This window comes from Providencia sneebia DSM 19967, from assembly GCF_000314895.2.
Lineage (GTDB): Bacteria > Pseudomonadota > Gammaproteobacteria > Enterobacterales > Enterobacteriaceae > Providencia > Providencia sneebia.
In genome coordinates this window covers 881240-900851 of the sequence record NZ_CM001773.1, presented here as the reverse complement: position 1 = coordinate 900851, position 19612 = coordinate 881240, and the positions used below count along the sequence as shown (strand labels likewise).

At 38.3% G+C, this 19612-nt stretch carries 11 protein-coding genes and 1 tRNA gene; 5 read left to right on the top strand and 7 right to left on the bottom strand.

Features of this window, described 5'->3' with window-relative positions:
* Positions 1 to 7 precede the first annotated feature (7 nt).
* From OO7_RS03510 to OO7_RS03495, 4 genes are all read right to left on the bottom strand, one after another.
* Complete coding sequence (locus tag OO7_RS03510) at positions 8 to 526, bottom strand: Hcp family type VI secretion system effector (RefSeq protein WP_008914589.1); 519 nt, start codon at positions 524 to 526, stop codon at positions 8 to 10.
* A gap of 1077 nt (positions 527 to 1603) precedes the next feature.
* Entirely contained in the window at positions 1604 to 3247 is a 1644-nt protein-coding gene (gene groL / locus OO7_RS03505) for a chaperonin GroEL (protein ID WP_008914588.1), read from the bottom strand.
* 51 nt (positions 3248 to 3298) lie between these two features.
* Positions 3299 to 3592 (bottom strand): co-chaperone GroES, encoded by a 294-nt coding sequence (locus tag OO7_RS03500; RefSeq protein ID WP_008914587.1) that lies wholly within the window; start codon positions 3590 to 3592, stop codon positions 3299 to 3301.
* 166 nt (positions 3593 to 3758) lie between these two features.
* Positions 3759 to 4274 carry an FxsA family protein gene (locus OO7_RS03495; protein ID WP_008914586.1) on the bottom strand — a complete coding sequence of 172 codons (516 nt, stop codon included), beginning with the start codon at positions 4272 to 4274 and terminating at the stop codon, positions 3759 to 3761.
* A 473-nt stretch (positions 4275 to 4747) separates the two neighbouring features.
* Between OO7_RS03495 and aspA the strand changes: the two genes are divergently transcribed.
* The gene (aspA, locus tag OO7_RS03490) at positions 4748 to 6172 is read left to right on the top strand and encodes an aspartate ammonia-lyase (RefSeq protein ID WP_008914585.1); all 1425 of its coding nucleotides are present in this window, start codon (positions 4748 to 4750) and stop codon (positions 6170 to 6172) included.
* Between the two features lie 138 nt (positions 6173 to 6310).
* Entirely contained in the window at positions 6311 to 7633 is a 1323-nt protein-coding gene (locus tag OO7_RS03485; RefSeq protein ID WP_008914584.1) for an anaerobic C4-dicarboxylate transporter, read from the top strand.
* An 89-nt stretch (positions 7634 to 7722) separates the two neighbouring features.
* Here the strand turns inward: OO7_RS03485 and OO7_RS03480 are convergent, their stop codons facing one another.
* Positions 7723 to 8877, bottom strand: coding sequence for a glycerate kinase (locus OO7_RS03480; protein WP_008914583.1), 1155 nt, complete (start codon positions 8875 to 8877; stop codon positions 7723 to 7725).
* Between the two features lie 132 nt (positions 8878 to 9009).
* A complete protein-coding gene (locus OO7_RS16165) occupies positions 9010 to 17553 on the bottom strand; it encodes a TcdA/TcdB pore-forming domain-containing protein (RefSeq protein WP_008914582.1) in 8544 nt (2847 codons plus the stop codon).
* 615 nt (positions 17554 to 18168) lie between these two features.
* Between OO7_RS16165 and dicD the strand changes: the two genes are divergently transcribed.
* From dicD to OO7_RS16390, 3 genes are all read left to right on the top strand, one after another.
* Positions 18169 to 18741 carry a division control transcriptional repressor DicD gene (gene dicD, locus OO7_RS03470; RefSeq protein ID WP_419177239.1) on the top strand — a complete coding sequence of 191 codons (573 nt, stop codon included), beginning with the start codon at positions 18169 to 18171 and terminating at the stop codon, positions 18739 to 18741.
* Positions 18742 to 18866: 125 nt separating this feature from the next.
* Positions 18867 to 18942: transfer RNA gene (locus OO7_RS03465), tRNA-Phe, on the top strand.
* Between the two features lie 176 nt (positions 18943 to 19118).
* Complete coding sequence (locus tag OO7_RS16390; RefSeq protein WP_008914580.1) at positions 19119 to 19376, top strand: Arm DNA-binding domain-containing protein; 258 nt, start codon at positions 19119 to 19121, stop codon at positions 19374 to 19376.
* Positions 19377 to 19399: 23 nt separating this feature from the next.
* Here the strand turns inward: OO7_RS16390 and OO7_RS16385 are convergent.
* Positions 19400 to 19612 (bottom strand): IS66 family transposase (locus OO7_RS16385; RefSeq protein WP_008914579.1); only part of this gene is annotated, 213 nt, incomplete at its 5' end.

The following is a 19612-nucleotide window of genomic DNA, read 5'->3' as shown; positions in this document are numbered from 1 at the left end:
GGGGTAATTAAGCTTCGAGCGGTGCGCGCCAGTCGTCTGCACCGGATGTGCCTGCGCTGGTGTGCTCCCAATCAATTTTACGGTACGCCAGTGACACTTCAATCAGCTGCGTGTAATCTGATTTTGCTGGGTCTTGGCAGTGTGGCATCTGGCAGTCGATGTTGACAATAGTGGCATCCGTCAGCGTGGTAGTGAAGAAATGCTCTTGTTTTCCTTCAATCGAGGTGCGATACCATTTCAGTTCTACTTTTGGCAACATTTCACCCGAGGCCAATGCGTTATACATCAGTGGAACCGCTTTGTTCAGGGCAACGGTGAAACGGAATGGTTTGTGCGCACGTTGACCTGAAGGTTGACCAGATTGCGGGTCTGTTGGCACGGTAACCACGTGAGAAAATTCTTGGACTAACATTTGGTCTTCATGACCTTGCACATAAATGTTACCCACAGATTCTGGGGTAAAGGCATTCGCAGTGATGTGACCTTGGGTTTTTCCTTCGATAGAGATATAACATGGAGTTGGCATAATACGTCCTTTAACAGTATAACAAATGTCAGTTTACATAAGAGCAAGATAATCTTTGCTCAATTCCATTATGTTCAGCCAATGCGCATGGTGATTTCGGTTAGTGGAGATAATATAGAGGGGGTAATGAGGTGTAAATACTTAGGAATAATCCGAACCTCGTAGGATAAGTGACTCAGCGTAAAAAAATTGTAATCTTGTTATTTAATCCTTTCGTTTATTCTTAATAGGATAGATAAAAAGTGGATATTCCTTTCGGTTTTTTTCGTTTTTTTGTTAAAAACAGCTAACCCATTAAAATTAAATAAAAAATGCTATGTACATTGAGCGAAAAAATGATTAGGAATAATCTTACAATGCCACTTTCGTAATTCATTGTTTTATCATTAAATTAATTATTACACTTCCGGATAGTTTAAAAATAGAGATAAAAAGCCCATTAATAAGTCATTTATTTCAATAAATAAATATTTATCAATTTTTTGTATTACAATGAAATACATAACATTTATTTATCAATAATATAATAATCTTTCAGTTTTATTGGTTCAACATAAGTTTGATGAAACCATCTAGTGGTTCAGTTATTGAACACCTTGAAATTCTGTTACATTCGTAAAATTATCGTCTTAGTGCCTTTGTTAATAATTTATTAACAACAGCTACTAATTGAATGTAATGAGATTAAAAGTATATCTTGATGAGAAAACTATCTAGATAATTCAACTATGGAAAGGATTTTTACCGCCTTAAAAGAGAATGATCCCAAAAGATAAAATTTAGTAATTTTAGTTATGAATAATAAATCTGACTTTATGGGGTCACTTCAGTAGGTATTTTTTTGGACGTTACAAAATTGAATAACTTTGTAAGTTTAAGGATCTCTGACTTTAAAATCATATTAGGAAGTAAGGGATTCACAGAGCAGAGCACCGATGTTCCGGCAGCATTTAAAGTCCGGAACATCGGGTATTTATTATATTTGTGCTAATTAATGCGGGTTGGGAGTGAGTACCACCTATTCAGAATAGCACTCACTATGGACGTAGCCCGCTCGGCTAGCTGACTCTCGTCACACTACATCATACCGCCCATTCCGCCCATACCACCCATGCCAGCACCACCTAAATCAGGGCCGTCATCTTTTGGTAGATCAGTGATCATTGCTTCTGTAGTAATCATCAGGCCTGCGATTGATGCAGCAAATTGCAGTGCAGAACGCGTTACTTTAGTTGGGTCCAAAATACCCATTTCGATCATGTCGCCGTAAGTGTCTGTTGCAGCGTTGTAACCTTCGTTACCTTTAGATGCTTTAACATTGTTTACAACAACAGATGGTTCTTCACCTGCGTTAGCAACGATTTGGCGCATTGGTGCTTCCATTGCACGCAGTGCAACACGAATACCAACGTTTTGTTCTTCGTTATCGCCTTTTAGTGCATCCAGTTTAGCCGCAACGCGAACTAACGCAGTACCACCACCAGCAACAACACCTTCTTCAACCGCAGCACGAGTTGCATGCAGAGCATCATCAACACGAGCACGTTTTTCTTTCATTTCAACTTCTGTTGCTGCACCAACTTTAATAACTGCAACACCGCCTGCTAGTTTAGCAACGCGCTCTTGTAGTTTTTCGCGGTCATAATCTGAAGTTGATTCTTCGATTTGTTGACGGATTTGAGCAACGCGGCCTGCTATTGCAGCCTCATCACCAACACCATCAATAATGGTTGTAGTATCTTTGTTGATAACAACACGTTTTGCTTGACCTAGATCTTCTAATGTTGCTTTTTCAAGCTCCATACCGATTTCTTCAGAAATAACAGTACCATTAGTTAGGATAGCAATATCTTGTAGCATTGCTTTACGACGATCACCGAAACCTGGTGCTTTAACCGCTGCAACTTTAACAATACCACGCATGGTGTTAACGACGAGAGTTGCAAGTGCTTCACCTTCAACATCTTCTGCAATAATCAAAAGTGGTTTGCTTGCTTTTGCTACACCTTCAAGAACTGGCAACAGTTCACGAATGTTAGAAACTTTTTTATCAACAAGCAGAATGAATGGATTATCCAATTCTACAACACCAGTTTCTGGTTTGTTGATGAAGTAAGGAGACAGGTAACCGCGGTCAAACTGCATACCTTCAACAACATCTAGTTCGTCTTCAAGACCCGTGCCTTCTTCTACAGTGATGACACCTTCTTTACCAACTTTTTCCATTGCTTCTGCAATCAGCTTACCAACAGTTTCATCAGAGTTTGCTGAAATAGTACCAACTTGAGCGATTGCTTTAGTATCTGCACATGGAACAGACAGTGTTTTTAGTTCTTCAACCGCAGCAGTGACAGCTTTGTCAATACCACGTTTCAGATCCATTGGGTTCATACCCGCAGCAACGGCTTTAAGACCTTCAGTTACGATAGCTTGTGCTAGAACTGTTGCGGTTGTTGTACCGTCACCCGCTGCATCATTCGCTTTAGATGCAACTTCTTTCACCATTTGTGCACCCATGTTTTCGAATTTATCTTCTAATTCGATTTCACGTGCAACAGATACACCATCTTTAGTGATTACTGGTGAACCAAATGATTTATCCAGAACTACGTTACGGCCTTTTGGACCCAATGTTACTTTTACTGCATCGGCAAGAACATTCACACCACGAAGCATTTTTACACGAGCATCATTACCAAATTTAACGTCTTTAGCTGCCATTATTTCTTTCCTTTAAATTCTTTTCGTTCGTTGAGAAGATCTAATTGAAAATTAAGCTTCAACAATCGCTAAAATGTCGCTTTCTGACATAATCAGCACTTCTTCGTTGTCAATTTTCTCAGCTTTCACGCCATAACCGTCGTTAAAAATAACGATGTCACCGACTTTCACATCCAGAGCTTTAATTTCACCATTTTCGAGGATGCGGCCATTACCAACAGCAAGAACTTCACCACGCGTAGATTTACCTGCTGCAGTGCCTGTTAGAACGATTCCACCGGCAGATTTAGATTCAACTTCTTTACGCTTGACGATAACACGGTCATGCAATGGACGAATTTTCATTAATAGTTCTCCTATAAATAAAGTCCACACAAGTAAAAGGACAATACCAGTATGTTTGTAGTTTCAATTACTAGTACCATGTTTAGGGAGATTGGGGCTGCTTAGAAAGACTTCAAGGGGGGAAAGATAAAAATTTTTGTTTTTATCTTTCCTTTTTTACAGGGAATTAATATTTAGGCTTATCGTTATCTTCTGATTTATCTGGATCATTAGATTGATCAAGTTTATATGATGGATCATCCTGTTTACGTTGGAATTCTCCTTCAAAGGTATCACCTTGTTGAAAAGGATTAGCGCGCCCAGAAGAGAAGCTACTTCCTGATTGAAAAACACGAATATGTGGCAAAAAACGCGTTACAAACAATTTTTGAACTGGTGGTAATAATAATAGCAACCCAAGAAAGTCGGTAAAAAATCCCGGGATAATTAATAAAATTCCTGCAAGCACTAATGCAACACTTTTAATCATTTCTGACGCAGGGCTTTCACCAGCCGCTATTTTTTGCTGGATCTGTAAAACATTTTTCATGCCCTGATTTTTTACCAGTGAAACACCCAAACATGATGTTAAAACAACCAGAATGAGTGTTGTCAAAACACCAATCGCGGAAGCGACATGGACAAAAATAGTGGCTTCAATATAGATAAGAAGACAGATAAAGATGAGAGGTAACCAGCGCACAAGTTCTCCTTTATTTCAATAAGCTATTAATTAATTCTCGCCCCTTGGAAAACCTTTGTGAGCTATATCTAAGAGACAAACAACAACAGTCGCTTTTTCATTCATACTCGTCATACTTCTTCATTGCACCATAAGTAACATGGATGCGACTTATTATAGTCAGAGTATAGTTATATTTTAGTATTTGGGGCCATTAAAAAATTTTTCAACTCACGGACTTTTCTCATTTTTCTGGCCTTATCTGTGAAATTGGTCACATTTTTAGAAATCTGTTACATGAATCAAACTATATAGTGATCTAGGTTCAAGCAGGACTTTCTAAAAGGCATATGATCTACTCATAAAGTAGTAGATCATATTGCTTATAATGAATTAACAGGTGATTAACACCTAATATTTTTTGTTTTACGGTATATACATTCTCTAAAAGTACATAAATAGACAGTAACTGCAATCTAATTAAGAAGGTTCTCATGTCAAATAATACTCGTATCGAAGAAGACCTATTAGGTCAGAAAGAAGTTCCATCTGATGCCTACTATGGTGTTCATACTCTGCGTGCGATTGAAAACTTTTATATCAGTGACCGCACCATTAACGATGTTCCTGAATTTATTCGCGGCATGGTAATGGTGAAAAAAGCGGCAGCAATGGCGAACAAAGAGCTTCATACAATTCCTCGTAATGTCGCGGACACCATCATTAAAGCATGTGATGTTGTTCTTAATACAGGGAAATGTATGGATCAGTTTCCTGTTGACGTATTCCAAGGTGGTGCAGGTACATCACTGAACATGAATACCAATGAAGTTCTAGCAAATATTGGCCTTGAATTAATGGGACATAAAAAAGGGGAATATGAGTTCCTAAACCCAAATGACCATTTAAATAAAAGTCAATCAACTAACGATGCATACCCTACAGGTTTCCGTATCGCAGTTTATAACTCCATCATTAAATTGATCGAATCTGTTGAATATTTAAGAGTCGGATTTGATAAAAAAGCTGAAGAATACAAAGACATTCTAAAAATGGGTCGTACCCAGTTGCAAGATGCGGTTCCTATGACTGTTGGTCAAGAATTCCACGCATTCGCAACGCTTTTAAGAGAAGAAGAGAAAAACCTAAAACGCAGCATTGATTTACTGCTTGAAGTTAACTTAGGTGCAACAGCTATCGGTACTGGTCTAAATACTGCACCTGGCTACCAAAAACTTGCAGTTGAGAAATTAGCTGAAGTAACTGGCTTACCTTGCGTACCAGCTGAAGACCTGATCGAAGCGACTTCTGACTGTGGTGCTTATATCACTGTTCACGCAGGCCTAAAACGTTTAGCGGTTAAATTATCTAAAATTTGTAACGACTTACGTCTGCTCTCTTCTGGTCCTCGTGCAGGTCTGAAAGAAATTAATCTGCCAGAATTACAAGCAGGTTCTTCTATCATGCCAGCAAAAGTTAACCCTGTTATCCCAGAAGTTGTTAACCAAGCATGTTTCAAAGTTATTGGTAATGATACTTGTGTTACAATGGCAGCTGAAGCGGGTCAGCTACAGTTAAACGTAATGGAACCAGCTATTGGCCAAGCAATGTTTGAGTCTATTTCTCTGATGAGCAATGCTTGCCGTAACTTGGTTGAAAAATGTGTCAACGGTATCACTGTTAATAAAGACATTTGTGAAGCATTTGTCTTTAATTCTATCGGTATCGTCACTTACTTGAACCCATTCATTGGTCACCATAATGGTGATATCGTGGGTAAAATCTGTGCTGAAACAGGCAAGAGTGTTCGTGAAGTTGTTCTAGAACGCGGATTGCTAACAGAAGAGCAGTTGGATGATATCTTCTCAGTTGAGAACCTAAAACACCCAGCTTATAAAGCGAAAAGATTTGATGACTAATAATTTATGTTAAACATAAATAATACTTAAAAATTAAGGCACGCACTCCCCTTGGATAGCGTGCCTTTTTAGTTCTATGCACACACAAAAAATTAACATAACAGTTTCATAATTTTAATTTATCGAGGAGTAAATATTATGCTAGCCGTAGAATTTATAATTGTTCTGCTGGCCATATTTCTGGGGGCACGTTTAGGTGGGATAGGTATCGGTTTTGCCGGTGGCCTAGGTGTATTGGTACTGGCTGCAATTGGCGTTAAACCCGGTACAATCCCATTTGATGTTATCTCAATTATTATGGCTGTAATCGCGGCGATTTCCGCAATGCAAATTGCAGGTGGTCTTGATTACTTAGTTGGACAAACAGAGAAATTACTGCGTCGTAACCCTAAATACATCACCATTCTTGCCCCTATCGTCACTTATTTTCTGACTTTATTTGCAGGAACTGGGAACATCTCTTTAGCAACCTTACCTGTTATTGCCGAAGTGGCTAAAGAACAAGGCGTTAAGCCATGTCGCCCATTATCAACCGCAGTTGTAGCGGCACAGATTGGTATCACTGCATCACCTATTTCAGCAGCAGTAGTCTATATGGCTTCTGTCATGGAAAACCCTGCAATGGTAGGCGCGGGTAATACAGTAAGCTACATCACACTGCTAGCAATTCTATTACCATCAACATTCCTTGCTATCATTTTGATGTCATTCATCATCTCTTGGACATTTAACTCTAAACTGTCTGACGATCCTGTTTATCAAAAACGTTTAGCTGAAGGCTTAGTTGAATTACGTGGTAGCCAAGTTAGAGAAATTAAACCCGGTGCAAAATCTTCAGTTCTTCTCTTTTTATTAGGCGTTATCGGCGTTGTTGTCTACGCTATCATCAACAGCCCAAGTTTAGGCCTAGTTGAAACGCCGTTGATGAACACAACTAATGCAATCCTAATTATTATGTTGAGTATCGCGACATTAATTACCGTTTTCTGCCGCGTAAATACAGATGCCATCTTAAACTCAAGTACCTTTAAAGCTGGTATGAGTGCGTGTATCTGTATTCTTGGTGTTGCATGGTTAGGTGATACTTTCGTTCAACACAACATTGAATGGATCAAAGCAACTGCAGGTGATTTAATTCATGAACATTCATGGATGCTCGCTGTCATCTTCTTCTTCTGTTCTGCACTGCTCTATTCACAAGCTGCAACAGCAAAAGCACTGATGCCAATGGCGTTAGCACTACATGTTAGCCCATTAACTGCAATTGCTTCATTCTCTGCTGTATCTGGTCTATTCATTCTTCCTACCTATCCAACATTAGTTGCTGCGGTTCAAATGGATGACACAGGTACAACTCGTATTGGCCGCTTTGTCTTCAACCACCCATTCTTTATTCCGGGTACAGTTGCCGTTATCTTAGCGGTGACATTCGGCTTCTTGTTCGGTGGTATGATCTTGTAGTTATCCGTGAATACAAGGCATATTGCAAAAAACCCGTGACTATAAATCACGGGTTTTTATTTAATAAGCATACATATTTTAATAATTTATTAAGAGGTAATTTTCGCCATCTGTTGGCCCAACTGTAAGACTTTAGCCACATTATAAGCGGCTTGTTGTAAATTCATGGCACCTTCAGTAAGCACTTTTTCAAGTGGAGCTAACCGCGGTAAAATACTAAAAAAAGCATCAATCCCTTCTTGATGTAATACCTCAACACCTTTTCCTAAGACACCACTCAGTGCAATAACGGGAACTTGGTGCTTTGCCGCTGCCTTAGCAATACCAAGAGGCGCCTTACCACCAGCTGTTTGTCCATCCATGCTACCTTCACCTGTAATTACTAAATCTGCACTAGCAACTTCTTGTTCAAAATTAACGGCTTGCATAACAATATCAATGCCTGAGCTTAACTTAGCATTCAGAAATACTGCCGCCGCAATTGCTATTCCACCTGCGGCGCCTGAACCGGAAAGATCACGATAATCTTTCCCTGTTAATTGCGCTATAACATCTGCCCATTGGCTTAGTCCTTGATCAAGCAATGCCACCATTTCTGGTGTCGCACCTTTTTGTGGACCAAATATAGCGGCTGCGCCATGTTCACCAACCAATGGATTATCAACATCACAAGCAACATCAATAGTGCAATTTTTTAAGCGAGAGTCTAAGTTGGTCACATCTATAGAGGCGATTTGATTCAACATAGCCCCCCCTAAACCCAGCTCTTGTTGCTTGTCATCATAAATAATTGCACCAAGTGCTTGAAGCATGCCTACGCCACCATCAACCGTTGCACTTCCACCAATGCCTAAAATAATTTGTGAAACACCTTTAATTAACGCATCTTTGATTAATTGCCCTGTCCCGTAGCTACTCGTTAGCATAGGATTGCGTTTTTCGGGGGCAACTAGCATTAAACCACTTGCAGAAGCCATTTCGATAACAGCAATTTGGCCTTGATTCAGCAGGCCATAACTCGCCATTACGGATTCACCCAATGGCCCACTTACTTCTAACTCGACGTATTCCCCGCCCATAGCGGATAGCAATGCATCAACTGTTCCTTCACCGCCATCTGCAATAGGTAAACAGAGGTAATGTGCTTCTGGGAAAACAGCTTGAAACCCCGCTTTAATTGCTTGAGCCGCCATATCTGCACTCATACTTTCTTTAAATGAATCTGGTGCAATGATAATTTTCATCATAGATCCTGCTAGTCAATAGAGCTCACTACTTATTAATTTTTTTACCATACCACAGATAAAAAAGGCCGCACTCAGATAAATCTAAGCACGACCATGAGTCTATTTTGAAAATTCAGATAATCAATATAGCTACTTTGGATCTACATTCTGGAAAATAGATTTAGCTCCCCCTGAAAAAATACTATCATCTGATTGAGTTATAACGCCATTTTCAGAAAGCGCAAAAACACCGCCACTTTGCAGAGAAGACATCATATCAATAAGAGAATAATGCCAATTTTGTTGTTCATTGGTCAGGGTTAATTGTTCAATAGCAGCTTGTTTACCTTCCTTAAATTGATCTTTAATTGTGACCAATCCTGTATCTGCTACAGCAATTTGTAAGTTTTCACCCTGCCGATGCAACTTAACAGAATCCGCGCTAATATCCGCATATTCAAGGGATAATGTATCTTGTTCACCGCCACCATCACTAATAACACTATTGTGAGCAGAGCCACTAACGCGATATAAATCGTCTCCCTTCCCGCCAAGCAGCTTCGCATCGCCTCCTGCAATATGCAAAATATCATCACTATCACCACCATTTATAATCGTTTTGCCAAGCAGGCCATAACCATTAGAAACTGAAATAATATTGCTATATTTGCGGCTGCCTTGAATCAATTTTCCTCCCCCCATGGAATTTTGATCCGCGAGTTGTCTATCAAAAATAACCAATGGTTTGGCCTGATTAGCAAGTAAGATTAGCTGACCGCTCGATTTTATAAGTTGATAATTAACAGGTTTATTTTCCGTTTTTCCTACAGCCTCGCCTTGCCATATCAAATTGTTATTAACAGCAAGTTGGCTCACTTGTCCTTGATTATCTTGTACCGCCAGCGCACCATTAGGCAGTGATACCAATGTTTCACCTTCCAACAGTTCATTCATCATTTGATAAAGTAAACCAGTATCAAGTACAGCCGCATCGGAGGTAATAATTTTTTCAATTCGTGAGTTCGGCGTAGGTAAAAAAGCATCCTGAACAGTTACACAATCTTCACTGTTTTGGTATCTAATCACGAGGTTATTCCCCTCTTTACTGAATGCTATTTCACTATAAAGGCTACCAGAAAGAGCCAGTGTATCTTGCCCACCAGCATCTTTAATAATGACGTGGCCATCACCTCGAGCAAATTGGTAATAGTCATCACTATCAGCACCAATAATAACCCGATAATTTAACGGAGTTTGTTGTTGGTCTGCACCTTGTAATTGATAATGCCCATTATTAAAAGATAAGGTAAACCAATCATCTTGTGCTGTACTGACATCCTGCATATCCACTAAGCCATTCAGTAATGATTTTGCCGATAATGCAGGTGAATTCATAAGGTTGAACACCATATCGTGTTCCGCAGCTTGCTTTGCATGAGCAATCACAAATTGTGATCCTGATTTAGGCACATACCCCACCAAATCTTGGCCATTCATGCGCACTAAAAGATTATCACCATGAGGAAGTTGGACGGTTGGTCGCTGACCTTGTTCATCAATAATGATCTGCTGGTAATGACTGAACAAAGCGTCATCTAATCGATATGATGTATTATCAGTTCGCCCACTCACTGTTAAACGATCTATATCTGCTAGCAGAGGTAATTTAAGTTCCTGCCCCTGATTTGATGATGCATGTTGTAAGATTAATTCCCCTTTAAATGGCTTATTTTCATTAACAACAACTAAGCGATATTGACCAATATCTTGCATAGCACCCGACAAATTGGCTTGCCAGAGCTGGCCTGAAGTTTGGTCATGTATATAGTGCGTTTTTTTATCATCTGTTTGCCCGAGATAACGTAAGTCGTGATGTTCATTCAGCCCTTGCGCATGGATGATGGTTTTTTGTGCAGTTAGATACCAAGCCGGAGCTTGTTCCTGTTTAGAAAACAGTCGGATAGTGGGTGCGAATATGACCTTATCCTCGGGCGCATTTGCCATATTCATCCGTAAAGATATTTCATATCCTAAATTTTGAGATGATTTTGTATACCAAGAATGGTAGCGAGTACCATCTTTATGACGACCAAACAGATGGATTTCTTGAGATCGGCCTGCTAAAACAGTTTGCTCAGCATCCAATAATGGAAATGAAGTCGAACTATTATCATCATGCACCATTGATAATATTTGCTGTAGGTCTGATTCTTCTCCTGTGATAGAGATCAGTTGCTGTTTATCACGAGTCAGTTTCCAAATATAACCTACTGGCCCTGAATCATATTGATATTGCACACTAAAATACATAACGCCATCATCACCTGCAATGAGTTGGCTGTTACTTGGTGTGACAGAAGAGACTACACGCCCTGCAATCGCTTTAATTGCAGGTTGGTGAATTGATGGAGAAAGTGGTAAATATTCTCGCACAACACGACCTGTTGGAACATCAACTAACCAAGCCCTGTCATCGCGATATAACCATGCCTGATCATTTTCAACTTTTGCAAGCCGACTGCCACTGAGAAATTCAGCTTCATCAGATGTGTTAGTGAAAATAAAGCGGTCACGGGCTGTTTCATAAAATGCAAGGCCAACCAATAAACCTTCCGATGTTTGATATCTTTGTACCGGAATAAATGGCTCATTATGTGTATCAGAATGGCTAATTTGCTTTAAATGTTCATGCAAAGATTGGTAATCATTAAATTTAGCCGCATTTACACTGGGTTTTTCTAATGTAATCACTTGTTTTTGAACATCAATTGAAAAAATACCATCATCATTAATGAGATTCAGTTTACCTCGAAAATCATCTGAGAATGTGATTGGGAAGCGACCCACTTTTAATTGACCGTGTGAATCAAATTGCAGTTGTTTATTACTATCAACAAGGGAGCGTGTATCCACAATCCAATTTGTATCTTGGCTTCCTTGCGTTAACGTTAACGAGGCTCCATCCTGTAAACTCACATGATAAGTGCTATTTCCACCCACTAAAGTATAGGCAATTTTCCCTTTCGTCTCTTTGGCTAAGGTCGGCATGATAATTGAGCGAGAAGTATCACCTAATAACACTTTTATCGGTGTTGCGACATATTCAAACTTCAACTCACTAATCGCACGTTCCGATGGGAAATTATAAAAATCGAAGGAGAAATTATCACTATTATCGCGATAATTACTCTCTAAACGCCTTAAAACATCAAATCCCCAATCATTACGAGCCGTCACAAATGGAAAAGTTTCATAACTATAATCCATATAATACTGAGGTGTATCAGGTAAAATTAGGGGAATATCATTAGAAATAGCTAAAGAGACCGTTGAATCGTGATGGTCAATTCCTTCACGAATATTAATGACTTTCTGTTTAGGTGCCGCCTCTTTATGCTTACCAACTCGATTCACTGAAATAGGTGGAACCCAAGTTGTGTGGTTTGAATAACCAGAACCAAGCCCATATAGGTATGTTTTATAGATCCAAGTATCCGCAAAAGCGACTTTCTGATGGCGTAAATCTAAGGTTTGAATGGCTATTCCTGATCGATTTTTCCACATGCGGTGTGCTGTACCATCAACACCTTGTACCTCTACAATGTGATACCCACCTTTTTGGTAACCTTCATCTAATTCACCAAAATAACGACCTACCGCTTTAGTCTTTTCAATATGCACTTGAGTGCCCTGTACTAAAGCCGTTATGCCGATACCAAGCCCAGCAATTGGTACCCCGAGTGCGCCTGCAAAACTGGCAACCGCTGGCGCACCAAAAGCACTCGCACCAACACTAAACCCAGCATTCGCTAAATTCACTAAATCAAATGCTAATTGTGTCCCAAAAACAGCACGCTGTGCTTCATTCTGGGCATTAGCTAATTCATAACCATCTAAACCCGTACTTAGTATATTCAAACCTATTCCCACATACGGGCTAACACGAGATGCTATTTTAAATACGCCACCAGTAGGTTGATTTTTCGCCGCTAATGTTTTCCACAAGCCCACATATTTGATGGTATCTTCAACGCTATCCCAACCCATTTGCGCCCAATTCGCATAAGTGTGTACTTGCAGCGCATTTCGTAAATGTTCAGGTAACGCACCATCAGCAATTTGATCATGAGTATGTTGATTAAATAATGTTTGAATAATAAATGCAGTATTTAAGCCATGAACACTGTCAGCTTCAGCAGGGTGGCCTAAGTGTGCAGTTTGCTGATGTTCTGTAAGATTTAGATGGGTTTTCAATGAACTGAGATGGCTGTCATACTCATGAATAAAATTAGAAATTCGTGAGTCATTGGTGATAACAGATTTTGATAAATTAGGGTTATCTTTATGAATAAACAGTAAATTGTATTGCTTAGATTGAGTATCCATCTCTTTCAATGATTGGAATACAGGCAACCACTCTGCATCAGATAATTTATTTTGCTGGTATAACTGTTTCATTCCCTGTTCAAAATCCAGCCCATTATTTAATGACATCAATAATGGTGATTCAGAGGCAATTTGAATATTCTTTCCGGGTATTTTACTTGTCATAACCCAGTTACCATTTTCTTGGCTCAAAATGACTTTTTCGCCAATTTCTGTTAATCGCTTCTGATGTTTTTTATTCACCATCACATTTGCGCTATAAGCGGAAACTGAAGAAGGTGAAATGTTGTGCTGAGGTAGTGATAAAGCTAATTGATGTAAATAACTCTCCTTAAACTCTATGCCAGCCAAAGAACATCCCACGAGATCAATGTGCTTCGGCGAAGAATTCATACCAAGACGCTGATTTAACTCAGAAAGCTGTTTTGTCAAATCAGCAACAGTACGGCCTCCTAATGTATGCAGCTCGGCGTTTTTATCTGCGCGGCCATGGCCTACAATTTGCCAGCGCTGGATATCATGTAGATTAAACTCACTCGATATTCCCTCAACCCAAGCTCCTTTAGCATTGAAATGTCCATACTTCACCTCACCCTGAGCATTTAACTGGACTAACACTGTATTTTCAGGATGCTTACCAACCAGCCTAGCAACAGCCTCTTTTACAGTAGCGTCATCTTCAAGCTGAATAATCAACTGGTTATCGGAGCGAACTGCTATCTTTTTTCTTGGTGAATGAATTGTTGGTTCATCCCAATCAACAATCTTTTTCTCATTATAAGCAGCCGCTTCCTTAAGCCCCCCATCAATAGAAGGTGTTTGTTGAAATGCCAAAGCTGACTGTAATTTATAACGTATCGGGTGAGTTTGTTTTCTTAAGGACTGCTCATGTTGACTAATTAAAGTTTCAATTGCTTTTGCGTTATTAAATGCTTCTCTAAACAAGAATCTTGCTGAAATATCTGTCGATTTTTCATAACGTTGCTTAAATAATGTCTGCTTGAATTGGGCATCTTGCAGAGCTTGTTTATATAGCTTTATTTTTTCTTTATTCGTTAAATGCGGATATAGTTCGACTGAAGATAAACGCTCTACCAATTCAATATTATTACTATTAATTGCAGATTTTAAGGCTTCACCATTATCACGCGCGCCATATTCAAGAAGTGCATTAACTAGCGAAATATCAGCACTATCAACCGCTTCCGTTAATGCTGTTTGTATTAAACTGTATTCTCCAACTTTTTTTCTCTGACTATTTGGATCAACATTCGCCTGTAGCAACAATTTTAATATGTCATGATCACGATTATGAATGGCGGTACTTAACCACTCAAATCCTTCCCGACCCGATAATGACTGAGAATTAAGTAATAATTTTACTATTTCAGGCTGCTTTGTTTTAATGGCTAACAATAAAGGGTTGTCATGAATAGTTAGTGAAGGATCTATGATTGCTGTTTTTTCTGGCTGTTCAATGCGCGAAAAAATCACATCAGGCTGTAAATCTATTTGAGCATATTTAATAAGAAGTTCAACAAATTGGATATCTTTATGTTGAATGGCATTTCCCAATAAATTATTGAATACAAAAGCACTCAAACGATTATCATCCCGTTGCGTAGCAACTAATGATCTTTTCATCCCTGTTAATAATCGCTCTCTTGATTGATTATCTGTCGCCGACATTAATAATATACTGAATGTTTGTCTATTTAAGGTTGCTAGCCCAGAATGGTGTTGTTCAAAATAGCCTGATGTTAGCGAGTGTGAATCTAATTTCGAAAAGAGTTCAGTCGCTTGTTTAAATGTGATCTTTTCCATCACCTCGGAAGGAACATCAATTAATTGTGTAATAGGTAAATTTAATAGGCGGGAAAGTAGAGGATTATCTCCTCGCTGTTTAACCCAATTCGCATATGACGCTATATTCTGCTTGGTATAACTCAGCACATCACCTTCACTAAAAATTGAAAAAAAGGCTTCAATTTGCTGTGAGGTCATTAATAACAAACCTTCAGGAGGAACTTGCTGCCGAGCACTAAGTGATAAATTATCGACTCTCTCTAATAATGGGTTTGTCTTTAAATGCTGAATTAATTTCGCATAAGAAGTACGATTTTGCTTTATATATTTAATTAAGTGCTCATCACTTAGCTCATTAAAAAAATACGTAACATGATCAGAATTCAAAGATAACAATGTTTCTGGGGGAACTTGAATTCTTTGTTCAACAGAAAAATGAGGGTACCGAGATAATAAAGGAGAATTAGCACTCGCGGTGGATAATAGATTATAAGTTTCGGAATATGACTTCAGGTAAGATAAAAATTGATGATCATCCAAAGTGCTAGGAAGCCATTGCCGTAAAAAACGTTCTGCTTGTTGTGCATTAATTCCGGATAACATACTTTCCGGCAATTCTAACAGCTGCTCTGTAGTAAAATGATCTAGAAAAAGATCGCGTAAAATATGTTTATCTTTCGCATTAAACCATTCAGGGTGTTGTATTGCTGATTGTAAGCTATTTTTAAGTGTGCTGTTATTTAGGAGGTCAGCATCATTTTCTTGAAATTGCCCTTCATTAAATGCAGCTTGATATAAACGAGCCGCTTGCTCTGGATGCTGCTGAGCTAATTGAATAATCTCCGTATTTTTATCTACTTTCTGATTAAAAAGTACCTCATCAATTTCTTGATTCAATAATTTTAAATCTTCCAATGAATTAATTGCATCAGCATGATGTGTAGTCTCAAGCTCACTAATCGTGTGATGAATCTGTGCACGCAATTTGAAAATTTGCTCTATTTGCTGTGAACCAGCCATATTGTGCATTTCTTCCCAAATATGGTTCAGCTTGGTAAACATTGGATTTTGGATAAGCCGCTTTATGATCGGCTTACCTGCCTTACTTAATGTAGGCAATAAATTAGCTTTCTTCTGATTTGAATCGGCAAGCCAACTACTCTTTGTTTCTTCCTCTGTATAGTGGTTAAATTGTGTAAATTCTTCATCAAATATAGGGATATTGCTGTCATCATTTTGTATTAAATTGGCAGAAATCTTTTTTAGTGCATAATAAACAGCATTAGGACCGGTGATATGTAAAGTCGCTCGACTATCCTCCATTATCCCATCAAAACGATACTGAAAGCCTTTACTACCTTCTACAGCAGCAGGTTCATTATGTTTTACCAATTCTTTAAAATATTGGGGACTTCCATCAAATACATCTTCAATCTTTTGAGTATGAATAAGCCCTGAATCTTCCAGATAATGATAATTTTTAATAAATTGTTCTAAAATCATTTTCAGCGTAGGGTTTTTTGCAGCAGATAAAATCACTGCATTAGAAAATCCACTTAGAGACACAAAACTAAGGTGTTTAGGAGATAAAGGCTTCACCGATAATGGTTGGAAAAAATCACTCATCGATTGTCCGCGCTGTTGAATTTCCATTATCATGCGGTCAATCAATAATGCATGCTCAGCGCTTTTATTCCTATATTTAGCTACATTATCTATATATACCTTACTTTGTAATAATGAATGACGAGTTGGAAAATCCTGCTTTAATTGGTCCAAGACTAATTGAGTTTTGACAGATTCTATCCCATCTTTATTTGGGGTTGGAGACAATCTTTTTATCTCACTATTAAGCTCATCACTGAACAGGTTATCTTTAAATTCTGGCAAGAAATCGATATCAACATAAATACCGCCTTGTTGATAAAGTGCATTAATACGCACAATATCTGAGGCTGCGGCCAAATTTTGCCTTAAAGCTAACTCTTGATAATAATACTTTTTTTCTCCGACATTATTATTTAACAGATTAATATCAGATAACTGAACTAAATTTGAATGTTGCTGTTCAAAATCAATATAAGATGATTGATTCTTCAATCTAATTTGTTCAAGATTTTGTTTTGAACACCCTAATTCATTAGACATAAATTCGATAGCAGCTTGGTCAAATGTTTTATGCTGTTTTTCTATACCATTTGTTATCTTTTGATAAGCATCATTTTGTAGCTCAACTATTCGATCAAAGTTACTGCCATTATTCAACAAGTTCCCTTCACGTGCCACACGCTTTATTTGTTTATTCAATTCATAAGCTAATAATGCCTGTGGGTCATACCAAACTTTAATTTGATAGTCTGGATTCGTTTGTTGCCATGCATTGATATAGTTCTGTTGAATTGTGCCTAAATTACCTAACCAAATAAAATGCATATTCTTTGGTATTTCAGAAGGTTTATCTTTAGTCGCTGAATTCATACCCTGAGTCGTTAAATTTCCCATAAACACCCTTATCCTTAACTATATTAAGGTTTATTCATTAATGGATACAATAAATACAATTCCTTTATTTACATAAAGAACAAAGACTCAACAATTGCTTGATTTTTATTTTATTATTAATCAAATATGACTTTAATTACATTGTTTACATATCAACAATTACAAATATTTAAAACAATGTAATCTATCCAGTGAGAGTAAGTAGTACAAAATATAAAACGAACTATCATGTGAGTTAATGGCAATTAAAAAGCAAAAAAAACCGTATAATTTATAAAGAATATTTCAGTTTAATTAATCCAAATACAATAGATTTAATACCGATGCTAACACATAATTATCATAATAAACTATTTTGAAAAATAAAATTACAATCTCATTTATAAAGTGTTTATTTTATAAATTCAGGAAATATCATTCATTTAACAATAACTGATATTAATAATATGCTCATCTTTTATATTACTCACAATTATATGTCGTTTTAAAATAACACTAAAAATTATTTAGCGCTTATCTCTATTGCGGGCGCTAAACAAGTCAGGTATAAATCCGTGATAAACGTTGTTATGATAAACAACTAGAAACCATGTTGTACCGGAGTCAATAATGCCAATACAGCGCGAAGAAATTTTAAGCCATGCCTTAAATCAACTAGAAAAATTGGGTTTATCCGTATCAACCGAACGTCTATTACATGAACTCAATCCTGATATCAGTGTTATTCGCCAATTTTGGCCTGATGATGAAGCGTTAATTTACGATTGCTTGCGCTATCACGGCCAACAAATTGAAATTTGGCAGCGCCAAACTAACCTTGATGAATCACTAAGCCCACAGCAAAAAATAGCCGCACGCTACCAGCAACTTTATCATAAAGTCAGTGAAGGCCGATTCCCCGGCTGCTTATTTGTTTCCGCCTGTAATCATTACCCCGATGTACAACACCCAATTCATCAGTTGAGCCGACTGCAAAAAGATAACTCTTTTCTCTATACAAAAGCACTTCTTGATGAGCTTGATATTGAAGATGCCGAACTCGTTGCCAATCAAATGGAATTAGTATTAGAAGGCTGTTTAAATCGCCTTCTTATCCAGAGAGATATCCATGATGTTGAAATAGCGCAACACCTTTCAGAAGATATTTTAGAAATTGCGTTATGCCGGAAAAAAGGTGCTTTGAGCTAAAATCATACAAAAGCGCGTTAAATCAGCAAACTTTGTTGAAAAAGAAAACACTTGGTAGGAAATTACGTTTTTTTATCAAAAATTCGTTGACGCAAACTACCTAATGCGGTTTAATGCGCCCCGTTGCCCGGATAGCTCAGTCGGTAGAGCAGGGGATTGAAAATCCCCGTGTCCTTGGTTCGATTCCGAGTCCGGGCACCACTTTCACTTCTACAGTGGTATCCTCAATTCAAGCAAACTCCTTTATATTCATTGAATTACCTTGTATTATCACTCATCGAGCTCCACTGAACTCAACACGACTCAACCTAAATCAAGTGTCTGTTGGGGCTTTTTTGGGGGCTCATCGTGTTCAATGTAATTTAGGGGCCCCCATTATGGCACTCAGCGCCCGGCAGATACAGACTGCCAAACCTAAAGACAAAGAGTATAAGCTCTCTGATGAGCGGGGACTTTACCTTCTCGTTAAACCTAATGGCGCTCGTTACTGGCGAATGAAATATCGCTTCGCAGGTAAAGAGAAAAAATTATCGATTGGTGTATACCCTGATATTTCTCTTGCTGATGCGCGAGTTAAACGTGATGAAGCCAGAAAGTTATTAGCTGAAGGTAACGATCCGGCTGAACAAAAGTAAGCGCTTAATGAACCAGTAAAGCTTTACTCAACCTCACTGATTTCTACGTTCCATGGCATGAGATCCGACACATCATCTTTCGGACTTCGTTTTGGTAACTCGGTAAACAGGTGTTGGAAGTAATAATAAGGGTTCATGTCATTAGCGCGGCAAGTCATCACGAGGCTATACAAGTTTGCACTCGCCTTTGCTCCGCCTACCGAAGTTGAGAACATCCAATTTTTGCGACCTGTCGT